Source organism: Cytobacillus sp. C11.1 (assembly GCF_058145115.1).
Window position 1 is genome coordinate 3,485,459 of record NZ_CM176935.1, and the last position, 12,391, is coordinate 3,497,849.

Sequence of the window (12,391 nt, forward strand, 5' to 3'; positions counted from 1 at the left end):
AATTGATTTTATTGAATTGGCATCCAGTTAACTTTCCAGATTCCTTCCTTATTTTTGCTTAGTCCAAATCCAAGGCCTTCTTCTTTCGAAATCGAAATATAAGCAGATGAATCATCGATCATGACCTCTTCCAATGATGCACTTTTCGCTTTATATAATAGGGACTGTTCCTCCGCTAAAGATGGAGATTCATTGATTGCTTGCAAATAATCGCTCAAGGTTTTGAAGGTTTTTTCAACCTCAGGATCATGATTGAATAGAGCATACTGTGTATAATAGTCCTCAACTTCCTCTGTAAATAAATAAAGCTGGAATACTTCTGCCGGCGATAAGCCTCTTAAAATTAGATCCTCTTTCCTCATTGAAAACTCTTTATAAACGTGATTCAATGGCTCTGGAAGAACGAGATTCTTGCCATCTTTCCAAAATAGATGAAAAGGGGTTCTCGTCATTTCTGGTTCTTTAGGTATCACTACCTCCAAAACATTTGCCTGATGAACTAAAGCTTCGCGGGCTCTATACTCATTAATAATGAGCTTAACATCTTCAACTTTAACAGCAGAACCAATGCCGAAAACCTTTTTTAGCATCTGCTGGTCTTTCTCATTAAAAGAAATTCTTGGATTTTTCCCATCCATAAGCGGCAATTTCTCCAAAGAAGCTTGATCTGGCAAAAGGATGACATTATCTTTTTGAAAATTAAGAGTACCTGCCACTTCAGCTTTCCCTGTAAAAACAGCAATAGAATTGCTATTTGAATCAGTTTCTATTTGGTGCAGTTCCCAGCCGTTCAGCATATCTCCATTCGCCATTCCCGGGTAAAAAGCTTTGTCCTCAGACGCGATCTGATCAGCATTTTGCTGATTAAAGAATCCTGTCTGATTTCCGGCGATTCCGCCAATTAAGATTACAAAACCAGCAACAGCAGCTGCCGTAAGGGCCTTTGGAAAATAGTCTGTTTTCTTCTTTATGCTTTTGACTGTACGAGAACCTATTCGATTTCTAATACGCTGTTTTTCTTCCTCGGTAAATACCGACTCTTCCGGCCATGATGCACTTATAGCTTGTTTCACTTCCTGATTCAGATCAGCCATGCTGTTCACCTCTTTCCATTGCGCAATAAAGCTTTTTAACTCTTTCCTGCCCTCGGTACAAACGTGTTTTCACAGTAGATAAAGGGATATCCAATGTTTCGCTGACTTCAGCCAGACTAAGGTCTTGATAATAATGGAGGAGGAACACTTCCCGATATTTAACTGATAGTGATTCAATCACTTTCAGCAATTCGTTATGCTTATCACGCTCAAAAAATTTCGTTTCCGGGTCTTTTTCTATGTCCTTTTTAAGAAAAAATACCCTTTCATTCATAACCATATTGCGATGATGCCAGCTTTTTAAATAATCTTTGCTTTTATTAATGGCAATCGTAAAAATCCAAGTTTTAAAAGAGGACCTCTGCTGAAAACTCTCCAGCTTTTCATATACGGTTAAAAACGTTTCCTGTGTGAGATCACTTGCAATATTCCAGTCCTTCACATAGGTATAGATCAATCTTTTCAATACTGTTCCATACTCATCCATGATCATTTCAAGGACGAGGGCACGGTCGACATTTGAGGCGATAAACCGCTCTACTCGTTCTTCAGGGCTCAACTTGACAGCCTCCCAGCATATGTGTTGATTTTTGGTTCCGGCAACCATTCTTTTCTGACAGTTAGACGACAGGTGGAAACTATTGGATTCAATTTTTTAACAATATATTATAAGTATATAAAAAAGCGCAAACCAGTAGGTTTACGCTTCATTATTTATTTACTTTGTTCCTTATAAGGTAAACCCACATTAATACATAGGTTGTGAAAAGCAGAAGCAAAAATAAAAAGGTGGATAAATTATGTTGGACGAGCAATATAATCACCTCATTTTATTTTAGGCTATCCAATGGAACCGGAAATAATAAGTAAAAAATAATCGCTGCCGGCAAAGAAACAAGCATAGCAGCTGCAGGCTTTCGATAATGAATCCGAATGACAGCAAACAATATAATGTTTAGCCAAATGTTGTGCCAGCTATTCCAGCCATTATCATAAACAAACATGCCTTTATGGGCAAATAAAGCCTGGATGATAGTGAAGAAAGTAATCCAAACCGCTGAATAAATAAATGCATGCTTTTTATTTTGCGGATAACGCTGCAGGTATATGATCAGGGCCATGGGAGTAATAAAAAATGTAAAAAATAAATTAATGATGGAATGATTGATCCACTCAGCAGTAATTCCTCTGAATGCCCAAAGTGTATGGTTATAATAAAGCATGTTGTAGGTCAGATTAATTGCAATAAAATACAAAACGGTAGGGTATTGTTTCTTCCATTGTGACCAATCTATAAAGCGGTAAGCAAATAGAATCCATACCACCACAACAAGTAGTAAATACATAGCTTCTCACCTTTCGGGAAATATATATACAGCTATTTCCAATTTATTTAAAAGTATTCATCTTTCAGAGGCTTTCCTTTGAATGGAATAGTATTTCTTTATATAATGTCTTTATTGTTTAGGAAAGGGAGATTATGATGCCAGAAAAAATGAATGCACCGGAGATAAAATTAATCGCTCTTGATATGGATGGAACTTTGTTGAATACGAATGACGAAATTCCAGAGGAAAACCGAGAGGCGATACGCGAAGCAAAGGAAAAAGGGATCGAAGTTATTCTAAGCACCGGCCGTTCCAGACTTACAGCCAGGGACCATGCGGACTCGCTTGAATTAAACTCCTATTTAATTACGGTCAATGGAAGTGAAATTTTTGGTCCGGAAGGGAATTTAATTTCGAGAACCCCAGTTGACTCTACTATAATGGAATGGATGTGGACATTATCTAAAACACATAAAACCCATTTTTGGGCTACCAGCTGCGATCAGGTCTGGAACAATGAAATGCCTGAAAATATCCATGACCATGAATGGCTGAAATTTGGATTTGATATCACTGATGATGAAGTACGGGAAATCATTCATAAGGAGCTCCAATCAAAGGGTGATCTGGAAATTACCAATTCAAGCTTAACCAATATTGAAGTGAATGCACTTGGCATTAATAAAGCAAAAGGAATCCAACAGGTTACAGAAATTCTTGGCATTTCCATGGAAAATGTGATGGCAATGGGTGATAGCTTAAACGATATTGCGATGATTGAGGAATCGGGATGGGGAGTTGCAATGGGAAACGCCCAGGACATTGTTAAAGAAACAGCAAATGCTGTGACTGCTTCAAATGATGAAGCTGGTGTTGCGAAAGCGATTCGGAAATGGGCTTTATAAGTTTTTCGAACTGGCAGGCACCTTGAGAAAAAATATTTCGTAAACCGCTTAAATGGTATTTAAGCGGTTTTACGCATAATTTCTGCTTCCAATTCAACCTCAACATTTCCTTTAATGGCCCTTGAAATCATGCAGGAAGCTTCAGCTTTTTTGGCCAGTTTCTGAGCGAGAGCGAAATCTCTCTCTGTGGCGTCAGTCTTCAGGATGATTATAGGCCGGTGGATAATTTTTTTGTATGTAATAATCCCATTGGTGACATCAACAATCCCAATGGATTCCATGGTCAAGTCTTCTTTTTTAAGTTTACTCCGTTCCATCATCGCTGCAAGCGTAATAATATAACAGGTTGCAGCTGCTCCTAATAGCATTTCATCCGGGTTTGTGCCAATTCCCGGACCATCCATCTCAGGCGGTATTGATACCTTCGTCTTTAGTTGTCCGGATTCTATTTTTCCAACATCATTGCGCAGGCCCGGCCAATGTGCTTTCAAGTAAAATTGATGTTCTGCCATAAGAAAACCTCCCAGGATACACTGCTATTATCGATATAAAGACAACGTCTAAATTGCACTTATTCACTACTATTAACGATATAGAGACAACGACAGAATTGCAAGACTTTACAGATTTCCATTTTCAAGCTAAGATGAAATCAGCCAACTAAATAGTTTTACTGCTAGGGGTGCCCGATGCGCGGGCTGAGAAAGAAACCGACCTGTTTTTTTACCCTTCGGACCTGATCTGGATTATGCCAGCGTAGGAAAGTAGTAATAGCGGGAACGATCATTCCTTCTCATTTATTATTCTGCCAGGTCCATTGATGGATCTGGTTTTTATTTTGTCAGAAAATAAGCCAATAACTAGGTTGGACACATTCATGAAAAGGGGAATTCAGATGAAACTTCAAGACCAAATTGTGCTCATCACAGGAGGGAGCAGAGGCTTGGGCAGGGAGACGGCCAAAGCTTTTGCAAGAGAAGGTGCGAGGGTGGTTATTAACTATTTTCATAGTGAAGAGAAAGCTTATGAGCTGCAAAGTGAAATTGGTGAACGTGCTATTGCCATTCAAGCAGATATCCGGGACAAAAGACAGGTTGTGGAACTGTTTGAAAAAGCGAAAAACCACTTTGGAACACCCATAACGACTATTGTTAATAACGCACTTGTAAACTTTCAATTTGACCCTGTTTCCAAAAAAGATGCAGAAACGATTGGATGGGAAGACTTCCAAATCCAGCTGGAGGGCGCTGTTCGAGGAGCTTTAAATACCGTTCAGGCTGGCTTGGCTGATATGAAACTAAACGGGTTTGGACGAGTCATTTCGATTGGCACAAATCTATTTCAGAACCCGGTTGTTCCGTACCACGATTACACGACCAGCAAGGCAGCCCTCCTGGGATTTACACGTAATATGGCTAACGAACTTGGGCAATACGGCATTACGGTAAATATGGTATCAGGTGGCTTATTAAAAACCACGGATGCAAGCGCAGCTACTTCAAATGAAGTCTTTGAAATAATTGAAAACTCTACACCATTGAAAAAGGTTACCGATCCGGCAGAGGCAGCTGATGCAATTGTATTTTTCGCATCTCCATGGGCAAGGGCTGTTACAGGCCAGAATCTTGTCGTGGATGGCGGACTTGTTATGAACTAATTGTGAGGGGGACTTATGATGAATATTTACGAGATTAGCAGTCTTTTAGAAAAAGTAAGAACCGCAAATCCGCTCGTACATAATATTACAAATGTTGTGGTAACCAATTTTACTGCCAATGGACTTTTGGCAATTGGAGCATCACCGGTTATGGCTTATGCGCATGAAGAGGCGGCTGATATGGCGAAAATAGCCGGAGCACTGGTTCTGAACATGGGAACTCTTACGGAAAAAGAAGTAAAAAGCATGCTGATCGCAGGAAGGTCAGCCAACGAGCATGGTGTTCCCGTAATCTTTGACCCAGTAGGTGTTGGGGCAACTCCATACCGTACAGAAACCGCCAAAAAATTATTAAAGGAATTAAATATTTCCATCATTAGAGGAAATGCGGCGGAAATAGCCAATGCCGCCGGCCAGCAATGGAAAATTAAAGGAGTAGATGCGGGGGAAAATCAGGGGAATACGACTGAACTTGCTGGAAGGGCTGCAAAAGAGCTTGGCACCATAGCAGTCATAACAGGCAAACAGGATGTTGTTTCAGATGGAGTTTCAACGTACACCATAGAAAACGGACATCCCTATTTAACAAAAGTAACAGGTGCGGGCTGCCTGTTGACTTCTGTAATTGGTGCATTTTCTACTGTGGAAAAGGATCCAGTTAAAGCAGCTGTTGCCGCATTGGTTGTGTACGGAACTGCTGCCGAAATAGCAGCAGAGGCAACGAATGATAAAGGTCCGGGAACGTTCCAAATTGAATTTTTAAATAGCTTGTTTAACATTACCGCTTCAGATATTGAAAAACTCGGTGCTTTTAAAAAAGTCAGCGAATAGGGAGGAGTTAAAATGATAATAAACAAAGCATTAACTATAGCCGGATCAGATAGCGGTGGCGGTGCCGGAATTCAGGCTGACTTAAAAACGTTTCAGGAACTTGGCGTTTTTGGCATGTCAGCATTAACTGCCGTTACTGCCCAAAACACAAAAGGCGTTCAAGAAGTTTATCCGATGACTCCAGAAGCAGTCGTTGCACAAATCCAATCGATCGGGGAAGATCTTGTGCCCGACGCAGTCAAAACGGGGATGCTTTTTAATGCAGAAATTATCGAGAGAGTATCCCGTGAGATTACGCGGCACCAATGGGAAAATGTTGTCATCGACCCAGTAATGATTGCAAAAGGGGGTGCGAGCCTGCTGCAAAAGGAGGCCATTGCTGCTATGAGGGAATATCTGATCCCTTTATCGATTCTTATCACGCCAAATATCCCGGAGGCAGAAGTTCTAACGGGATTGAGGATTAAAACGGACCAGCAAAAAAACGAAGCAGCAAGAAAGCTGCATGATATGGGCGCAAAGAATGTCATGATAAAAGGCGGGCATGCTGAGGCTGAAACCGATGCTGTGGATCTTTTATTTGATGGCCAACGCTTTTATGAGTTTAAAAGTAAAAGAATACAAACGGTTAATACACATGGAACCGGGTGCACTTTTTCGGCAGCCATAACTGCAGGCCTTGCGGAAGGGATGACTGTTTTGAGTGCTGTGGAGCGCGCCAAGCAGTTTATCCAGGCTGCTATTGAAGATGACCTGCAGCTGGGCAGCGGGCATGGACCTACGAATCATTGGGCTTATAACCGAAGGAAGAAGGAGACTTTTGTTCATGGCAGTTAAACCTGATGAAATGAGAAAATTATTAAGGGTCTACTTTATTATGGGCAGTGTAAACTGCAGCAATAATCCAGAAGAAGTTTTGCAGTCTGCAGTTAAGGGAGGTATCACCCTCTTCCAATTCCGCGAAAAAGGCAAAGGCTGTCTTCAAGGGAAGGAAAAGCTCCAGCTTGCAAAAAAAATGCAAACAATCTGCCGGGCAAACCATATCCCTTTTATTGTGAATGATGATATTGAGCTGGCAATTGAAATAGATGCAGATGGCGTCCATATCGGGCAGGAAGACGAGCCGGCTAGTATGGTTCGGAAAAAAATAGGCAATAAAATTCTCGGTGTGTCCGCCCATCATATAGATGAAGCAAGGAGAGCAATTGCTGAAGGTGCAGACTATCTTGGAATCGGCCCAATCTATCCTACCTCCACAAAGGAAGACGCAAAAGCCGTTCAGGGTCTGAGTTTTATTAATGAATTAAGAGCTTCGGAAATTAAGATACCTTTGGTTGGGATAGGCGGCATAACAGCGGAGAATGCGGCTCCGATTATCGGAGCTGGAGCAGACGGTGTTTCCGTCATCACAGCAATAAGCCAAGCCGAATCTCCGGATGCATCTGCACGGTTGTTATATGAAGCGGTTCATAGAGAAGTGATCAAGCAAAAAAATGCCCATTAGCTGTAACGGGTTCCGATACCTGTCACTTTTTATAAAAATACGTTTGAAAATCTGTTTATTTTTGTTATACATTTTGTCCTGCAAAATGCAGGGCTTTTTGTTATGTAAGAATATTACAAAGTGCCATCTAATGTATAATGCATTTTATGGCCAAAGTACTGTTATAAAACTAAATGTTGATTTCACTGTGTTTGAAAAATAACCGGAAAAATTCCTTTTAAAATGGGAAACACCCATATTTCCTTAAGAATAAGCGGAGTTTTTTCGCTTATATGATCCAAATCTTTGAATTTTGGCTTATTTAGAGCAGTTAACCGGAATTCCTCCGTTTATCTCTGCTTCTTAAGCTTCCTCTATATACTTTAGGCGGAAATTCTCCGCCTATTAATTCTCATACCTATACGAAAATCATCAATGAATAAACACAGAGCTAAAGAGAAACTTAGTTTTGTAACTAAAAAAAACAGCATTTTGCAATCCAATTTGCGAGGTAACAGAAATCTCTGTAACCTTACATTTCGAAATACAAATTGGACCACATTTTCAAGCCTATTTTTATAATTATTCGCGTTATATCAATAAAAAATGACCATCAAATTCACATACAAATTGATGGTCATTTTAATATACATATTGGATTTTTGTGACAGGTAAAAGAACCCGTTACATTAGCTGGGCATTTTTTTATATTTAGGTTGAAAAGAGAGCTATTTGCCAGGATTTTAGCAGAAAATTATTAATAATGGGAGTTTAAACAAGAATGATGTCCCCATTGAATGAAAGCATGAAAATTCCATTCATTTTCCGATTTAACCGTTTGAAGTTATCCCGTTTAACCCATTCTAATGATGGTAGCTTTTTAAAAAACAATGAAAAAAGAGGGATGGAGAATTGAAAAAATGGATGGTTGCCGGTCTCTATATCCAAGGCATAGTCTTATTACTTATTGTGTATTATGGCTTTTTCATGGGTTTGGTTGCTGCTGAAACGAAAATAACGGAAATTGAAGGAAAGGTAGAAGAAAAATACCTTCAAGCTTCAATCGATAATTACTTAAGCAATTATGATATGCACCAGGAATACTGGATTCGTATGGAGGGTGGAGAATCCGTAAGGTTGACTGCCTATTTATACAAAGGAGTTCAGCCGGGGGAAAACATCAAATTGGTGCAGATGAATGCCGGAACTATGATTTTTAAGCAATAGGTACTGCTTCATAGCAGGCCTCTTTTTAATGCCAGGTTTCCTTGTCAGAATAATTTCTATATTTTACAATAGTTTTATTGCTGCTTGGATAACCAAGTGCGGGGGTGAGTTATTGAACGTTTTGAATTGGATATTTACAAACAAACAGACACTTTCCGAGTTTCTGGCGGTAAGTGTGCTTTATTTTTTTGTGCTGCTTTTTCTGGATTATCTTAAATTAAACCTCCTAGGGGGACTTGTTTTCATAATAGGAGTCCTGCTTCTAGCCAGACTGCTTGAAGCATTAGTTTCGCTGGCGCTTGGCGATCATGACCAGGAGATCCCCCTAAAATACTATATCGCAATGTTTTTAATTGTACCGGTATTGTCATTCATGGTGCGGGCAGCGATTCTTTAAGTGTGCAGTGGAGCCTTATTCATGTTAATCTGATAGTCTGGTAGATTTTCAACGTAAGGAGATTTTTTCAATGAAACTTGTTTCCTGGAATGTGAATGGAATTAGAGCCTGCGTGAAAAAAGGCTTTATAGATTTCTTTAATGATGTGGATGCGGATATTTTTTGTATCCAGGAATCCAAATTACAAGAGGGTCAAATAGACCTGGTTCTCGAAGGTTACCATCAGTATTGGAATTATGCGATTAAAAAGGGGTATTCGGGTACAGCCGTCTTTACCAAACAAGAACCGCTTTCGGTCCGGTATAGCTTAGGCGATAGTGAAACAGAGCCGGAAGGAAGAATTTTAACCCTTGAATATGAAGAGTTTTATCTTGTGAATGTCTATACGCCTAACTCTCAGCGTGATTTGGCCCGGCTTCCTTACCGCCTTAAGTGGGAAGAACGGATTTGTGATTATCTGTTGGAACTTGATCAGATCAAGCCTGTCATTCTCTGCGGAGATTTAAATGTTGCCCATCAGGATATTGATTTGAAAAATGCAAAGTCCAATCGCGGCAATTCCGGTTTCACCGATGAAGAACGCGGGAAAATGACCGGACTGCTGAATTCAGGATTTGTTGATTCTTTTCGTTACAAATATCCGGAGGCAGAGGGCGCCTACACCTGGTGGTCTTACATGGCTAAGGTACGCGAAAGGAATATCGGATGGCGGATCGATTATTTCATTGTCTCTGAGAGACTCAAAGATAAGATAAAAGATGCACAAATTCACTGTGACATAATGGGAAGCGACCATTGCCCGATTGCTCTTGAACTAAATATTTAACCCCTGGATCAGAACAGGGGTTTTTATTTTTGAAAAATCCGGCAATACTTGTATTACTATTTCATAAAGGGCTGGTAAGATGAATAAAACAGAAATGCTAAAACTTTTTGTTCTTATTGAAAGGGTATATCCGGGTTTTAGGATTAAAAATGATATCGTTCAATATTATTTTTCGCAATGCCAGGACATAGACTTTGACGAGGCGATGGGTTGCATTAAGGAGCATATCAGGAAAAGTCCCTATCCTCCGTCAATCAGCCATATTGCGGCTAAAAGCTTGAGTAATCATTTAGCTCCAACAGGTTTTGAAACTTATTCCTGGCACGAAGAGTATGTCCTGGCTAACGATATTTCTTAGCAGCCTACTATGGTATCTATCCTTAAGACAATGCTATAATACATGGGTATGGATAAAAAGAAATGAAGGTTGAGGTTGCTTTTATGCTAAAAACACCGATCGGAAAATTCAGATTCATGGGCTTTCTTGAGGAGGATCTCTACTGCTCCTCTTATTTATAGCCATGCCTCTTAAATATGCTGCGGGCATTCCGGAAGCTGTCAGAGTTGTTGGCTCTCTTCACGGGTTCCTGTTCATCACTTATCTTTTCGTCATTGCCTACACGACTTTTAAAATCAGATGGTCGCTAAAATGGGCTGCAAGTGCAGTAGCAGTGGCATTTATCCCATTTGGCAATTTTATTTTGGATATCTTTTTGAAAAAATCATCCTTAACAGATTAATAGAAATAGAGAGAGCCTGCGCTATGCAGGCTTTTTCATTTTCCAATTCTCTTACAATACCTGCCAAAATTTGTGATAAGATAAAAGAAAGACTGGGAGCCCTGCAGACAAAATGCTGCAGGGCTAAGAACAGTTACTACGCTTGGCAACTTAATAAACTGCATAATCCGACCAAGTTTTGAATAATTATTTTAATGTAAGCGCTTTCTTATTTTAAGGCTGTGTTAAAGCTCAAGGCTAATTTTTAGCAGCCTGTTGATTGACGCGGAAGGCACAAGATCCTCGAAAATGCATCTGCATTTCCTTCTGCGTTGTGTATTTAAGGAATATTCAAAGTCCTTCGGGAGTGCGCTAAAAAGGGAGGCTTATTGCTTGAGAAGGCTCCCGGACCCTTCGCTGAGTGCCTGAATTGGAAATCAACAGGCAAATTTAACATAGTCACTATTTAAAAAGGGAGGTTGATTATGTCTTTAACCAAAAAGATTCTCATTGGTATGGGCTTGGGGATTGTGGTTGGCCTGATTTTGAACTTGGCGCTGCCTGGGTGGTATGATGCCGCTTCCACGTATGTACTGGTACCTTTAGGGAAAATATTCGTCAACCTGATTAAAATGCTAGTCGTTCCAATTGTCATTGTGTCATTAATTTTGGGTACTGCCGGAATTAGCGATCCGAAAAAGCTTAGCCGGATTGGCGGCAAAACGATCTTATTCTTTCTTATTACAACGGCTATCGCCATTATTTTAGCTTTGGGAGCCGGACTATTGTTCCAGCCTGGAGCGGGCGATTTCCAGCTTGATGGTGCAAATTTTGAGGAAACGGAAGCTCCGCCTGTCATCGAAACGCTTGTTAATATCATTCCTGCAAATCCGTTTGGCGCCATGGTGCAGGAGTCGATGCTTCAAATAATTGCTTTCTCCATTTTTATCGGGTACGGATTATCAAGACTGGGGGACAAAGTAGCCGGTGTTCTCCGTCTTATTGAACAGGCGAATGAAGTACTAATGTATCTTGTCCAGGCAATTATGAAATTTGCCCCGTATGGCGCTTTTGGTCTGATTGCTGTTGCCATTGGCGGACAGGGCATGGATGCGATAATGGCAATGGGCAAATATATGTTTGCAGTGCTTTTTGTGCTATTGCTCCACTTAGTCGTCACATATGGTACTGCGATATCCTTCCTTGGAAAAATGAATCCAATCCATTTCATAACAGAATTCTCTCCAGCAATGGTTGTAGCTTTTAGTACCTCGAGCAGCTCAGCCACACTGCCCATTTCCATGAAAACAGCCCAAAATAATCTAGGGGTTTCAAAGAGCGTAAGCAGCTTTGTACAGCCGCTCGGTGCAACAATTAATATGGATGGAACAGCGATCATGCAAGGAGTTGCTACCATTTTCATTGCACAGGTATATGGCACAGAATTAGGATTAGGGCAATTGCTTACGGTCATCTTAACAGCCACGCTCGCCAGCATTGGTGCGGCAGGTGTACCAGGAGTAGGATTAATCATGCTATCTATGGTTCTTACATCTGTGGGCCTTCCAGTTGAAGCGATTGCTCTTGTATTGGGTGTCGACCGGCTGCTTGATATGTGCAGAACTGCCATTAACATTACAGGAGATGCTGCATGCGCTGTTATCATTGACAGAGGGGAAGAGTCAGCCGGAGCGTCAGATTCTAATGAAGCAACTGCATAGTTTCTTGTAAAAACAATTGATTTTTGGTATAATAGCTGCGAATTTAATATAAAGGTTTTCTAGGGTTCCGCAGCAATTGCTGGCCTGGTCCGAGAGAAAACTCACAGCTGCCGAAGCTGTGCCACGGAAGGATAAAAGCCTGGGAGATACTGTTTAACAGTTATCTTCCGGGCTTTTTGTTTTTGAGGGGTATAGGTTAGAAG

14 protein-coding genes, 1 pseudogene and 2 riboswitches are annotated in these 12,391 nt (G+C 40.6%); of the genes and pseudogenes, 11 read left to right on the plus strand and 4 right to left on the minus strand.

Features of this window, described 5'->3' with window-relative positions; genetic code table 11:
- Positions 1-8: 8 nt before the first annotated feature.
- The 3 genes from AC3ZVC_RS17285 to AC3ZVC_RS17295 form a co-directional block, all read right to left on the minus strand.
- Positions 9-1,094 carry a hypothetical protein gene (locus AC3ZVC_RS17285; RefSeq protein ID WP_490064449.1) on the minus strand — a complete coding sequence of 362 codons (1,086 nt, stop codon included), beginning with the start codon at positions 1,092-1,094 and terminating at the stop codon, positions 9-11.
- A complete protein-coding gene (locus tag AC3ZVC_RS17290) occupies positions 1,087-1,653 on the minus strand; it encodes a sigma-70 family RNA polymerase sigma factor (protein WP_490064450.1) in 567 nt (188 codons plus the stop codon). Before AC3ZVC_RS17290 ends, AC3ZVC_RS17285 begins: the two co-directional genes overlap by 8 nt.
- Before the next feature lie 271 nt (positions 1,654-1,924).
- Complete coding sequence (locus AC3ZVC_RS17295) at positions 1,925-2,440, minus strand: CBO0543 family protein (protein WP_490064451.1); 516 nt, start codon at positions 2,438-2,440, stop codon at positions 1,925-1,927.
- A 137-nt stretch (positions 2,441-2,577) separates the two neighbouring features.
- On the opposite strand from AC3ZVC_RS17295, the gene AC3ZVC_RS17300 reads away from it, so the two are divergent.
- Entirely contained in the window at positions 2,578-3,327 is a 750-nt protein-coding gene (locus AC3ZVC_RS17300) for a Cof-type HAD-IIB family hydrolase (protein ID WP_490068951.1), read from the plus strand.
- 59 nt (positions 3,328-3,386) lie between these two features.
- On the opposite strand, the gene AC3ZVC_RS17305 is transcribed toward AC3ZVC_RS17300, so the two are convergent.
- Positions 3,387-3,839, minus strand: a complete 453-nt coding sequence (locus tag AC3ZVC_RS17305; protein WP_490064452.1) for an OsmC family protein — start codon at positions 3,837-3,839, stop codon at positions 3,387-3,389.
- 156 nt (positions 3,840-3,995) lie between these two features.
- Positions 3,996-4,107: riboswitch (TPP riboswitch) on the plus strand.
- Between the two features lie 115 nt (positions 4,108-4,222).
- On the opposite strand from AC3ZVC_RS17305, the gene AC3ZVC_RS17310 reads away from it, so the two are divergent.
- The 10 genes and pseudogenes from AC3ZVC_RS17310 (at position 4,223) to AC3ZVC_RS17355 (ending at position 12,188) form a co-directional block, all read left to right on the plus strand.
- The gene (locus AC3ZVC_RS17310) at positions 4,223-4,984 is read left to right on the plus strand and encodes a 3-oxoacyl-ACP reductase (RefSeq protein ID WP_490064453.1); all 762 of its coding nucleotides are present in this window, start codon (positions 4,223-4,225) and stop codon (positions 4,982-4,984) included.
- A gap of 18 nt (positions 4,985-5,002) precedes the next feature.
- The gene (gene thiM, locus AC3ZVC_RS17315) at positions 5,003-5,815 is read left to right on the plus strand and encodes a hydroxyethylthiazole kinase (RefSeq protein ID WP_490068952.1); all 813 of its coding nucleotides are present in this window, start codon (positions 5,003-5,005) and stop codon (positions 5,813-5,815) included.
- A gap of 12 nt (positions 5,816-5,827) precedes the next feature.
- On the plus strand, positions 5,828-6,652 hold the full coding sequence (thiD, locus tag AC3ZVC_RS17320; protein ID WP_490064454.1) for a bifunctional hydroxymethylpyrimidine kinase/phosphomethylpyrimidine kinase: 825 nt from the start codon (positions 5,828-5,830) through the stop codon (positions 6,650-6,652).
- Entirely contained in the window at positions 6,642-7,319 is a 678-nt protein-coding gene (gene thiE / locus AC3ZVC_RS17325) for a thiamine phosphate synthase (protein WP_490064455.1), read from the plus strand. Before thiD ends, thiE begins: the two co-directional genes overlap by 11 nt.
- Positions 7,320-8,210: 891 nt before the next feature.
- Complete coding sequence (locus tag AC3ZVC_RS17330; protein WP_490064456.1) at positions 8,211-8,525, plus strand: hypothetical protein; 315 nt, start codon at positions 8,211-8,213, stop codon at positions 8,523-8,525.
- Between the two features lie 112 nt (positions 8,526-8,637).
- The gene (locus AC3ZVC_RS17335) at positions 8,638-8,922 is read left to right on the plus strand and encodes a hypothetical protein (RefSeq protein WP_490064457.1); all 285 of its coding nucleotides are present in this window, start codon (positions 8,638-8,640) and stop codon (positions 8,920-8,922) included.
- A gap of 70 nt (positions 8,923-8,992) precedes the next feature.
- On the plus strand, positions 8,993-9,748 hold the full coding sequence (locus AC3ZVC_RS17340; RefSeq protein WP_490064458.1) for an exodeoxyribonuclease III: 756 nt from the start codon (positions 8,993-8,995) through the stop codon (positions 9,746-9,748).
- A gap of 79 nt (positions 9,749-9,827) precedes the next feature.
- Positions 9,828-10,106, plus strand: a complete 279-nt coding sequence (locus AC3ZVC_RS17345; RefSeq protein ID WP_490064459.1) for a replicative helicase loader/inhibitor — start codon at positions 9,828-9,830, stop codon at positions 10,104-10,106.
- Positions 10,107-10,189: 83 nt separating this feature from the next.
- A pseudogene (locus AC3ZVC_RS17350) lies at positions 10,190-10,488 on the plus strand (DUF3817 domain-containing protein).
- 464 nt (positions 10,489-10,952) lie between these two features.
- On the plus strand, positions 10,953-12,188 hold the full coding sequence (locus AC3ZVC_RS17355; RefSeq protein ID WP_490064460.1) for a dicarboxylate/amino acid:cation symporter: 1,236 nt from the start codon (positions 10,953-10,955) through the stop codon (positions 12,186-12,188).
- Positions 12,189-12,236: 48 nt separating this feature from the next.
- A riboswitch (guanidine-I (ykkC/yxkD leader) is annotated at positions 12,237-12,336 on the plus strand.
- Positions 12,337-12,391: the final 55 nt, after the last annotated feature.

Coding starts and splice junctions, on each gene's coding strand:
- AC3ZVC_RS17305 (WP_490064452.1), bottom strand. CDS start 3,839: ATGGCAGAACATCAATTTTACTTGAAAGCACATTGGCCGGGCCTGCGC.
- AC3ZVC_RS17340 (WP_490064458.1), top strand. CDS start 8,993: ATGAAACTTGTTTCCTGGAATGTGAATGGAATTAGAGCCTGCGTGAAA.
- thiD (WP_490064454.1), top strand. CDS start 5,828: ATGATAATAAACAAAGCATTAACTATAGCCGGATCAGATAGCGGTGGC.
- AC3ZVC_RS17345 (WP_490064459.1), top strand. CDS start 9,828: ATGAATAAAACAGAAATGCTAAAACTTTTTGTTCTTATTGAAAGGGTA.
- thiE (WP_490064455.1), top strand. CDS start 6,642: ATGGCAGTTAAACCTGATGAAATGAGAAAATTATTAAGGGTCTACTTT.
- AC3ZVC_RS17295 (WP_490064451.1), bottom strand. CDS start 2,440: ATGTATTTACTACTTGTTGTGGTGGTATGGATTCTATTTGCTTACCGC.
- thiM (WP_490068952.1), top strand. CDS start 5,003: ATGAATATTTACGAGATTAGCAGTCTTTTAGAAAAAGTAAGAACCGCA.
- AC3ZVC_RS17300 (WP_490068951.1), top strand. CDS start 2,578: ATGCCAGAAAAAATGAATGCACCGGAGATAAAATTAATCGCTCTTGAT.
- AC3ZVC_RS17285 (WP_490064449.1), bottom strand. CDS start 1,094: ATGGCTGATCTGAATCAGGAAGTGAAACAAGCTATAAGTGCATCATGG.
- AC3ZVC_RS17355 (WP_490064460.1), top strand. CDS start 10,953: ATGTCTTTAACCAAAAAGATTCTCATTGGTATGGGCTTGGGGATTGTG.
- AC3ZVC_RS17310 (WP_490064453.1), top strand. CDS start 4,223: ATGAAACTTCAAGACCAAATTGTGCTCATCACAGGAGGGAGCAGAGGC.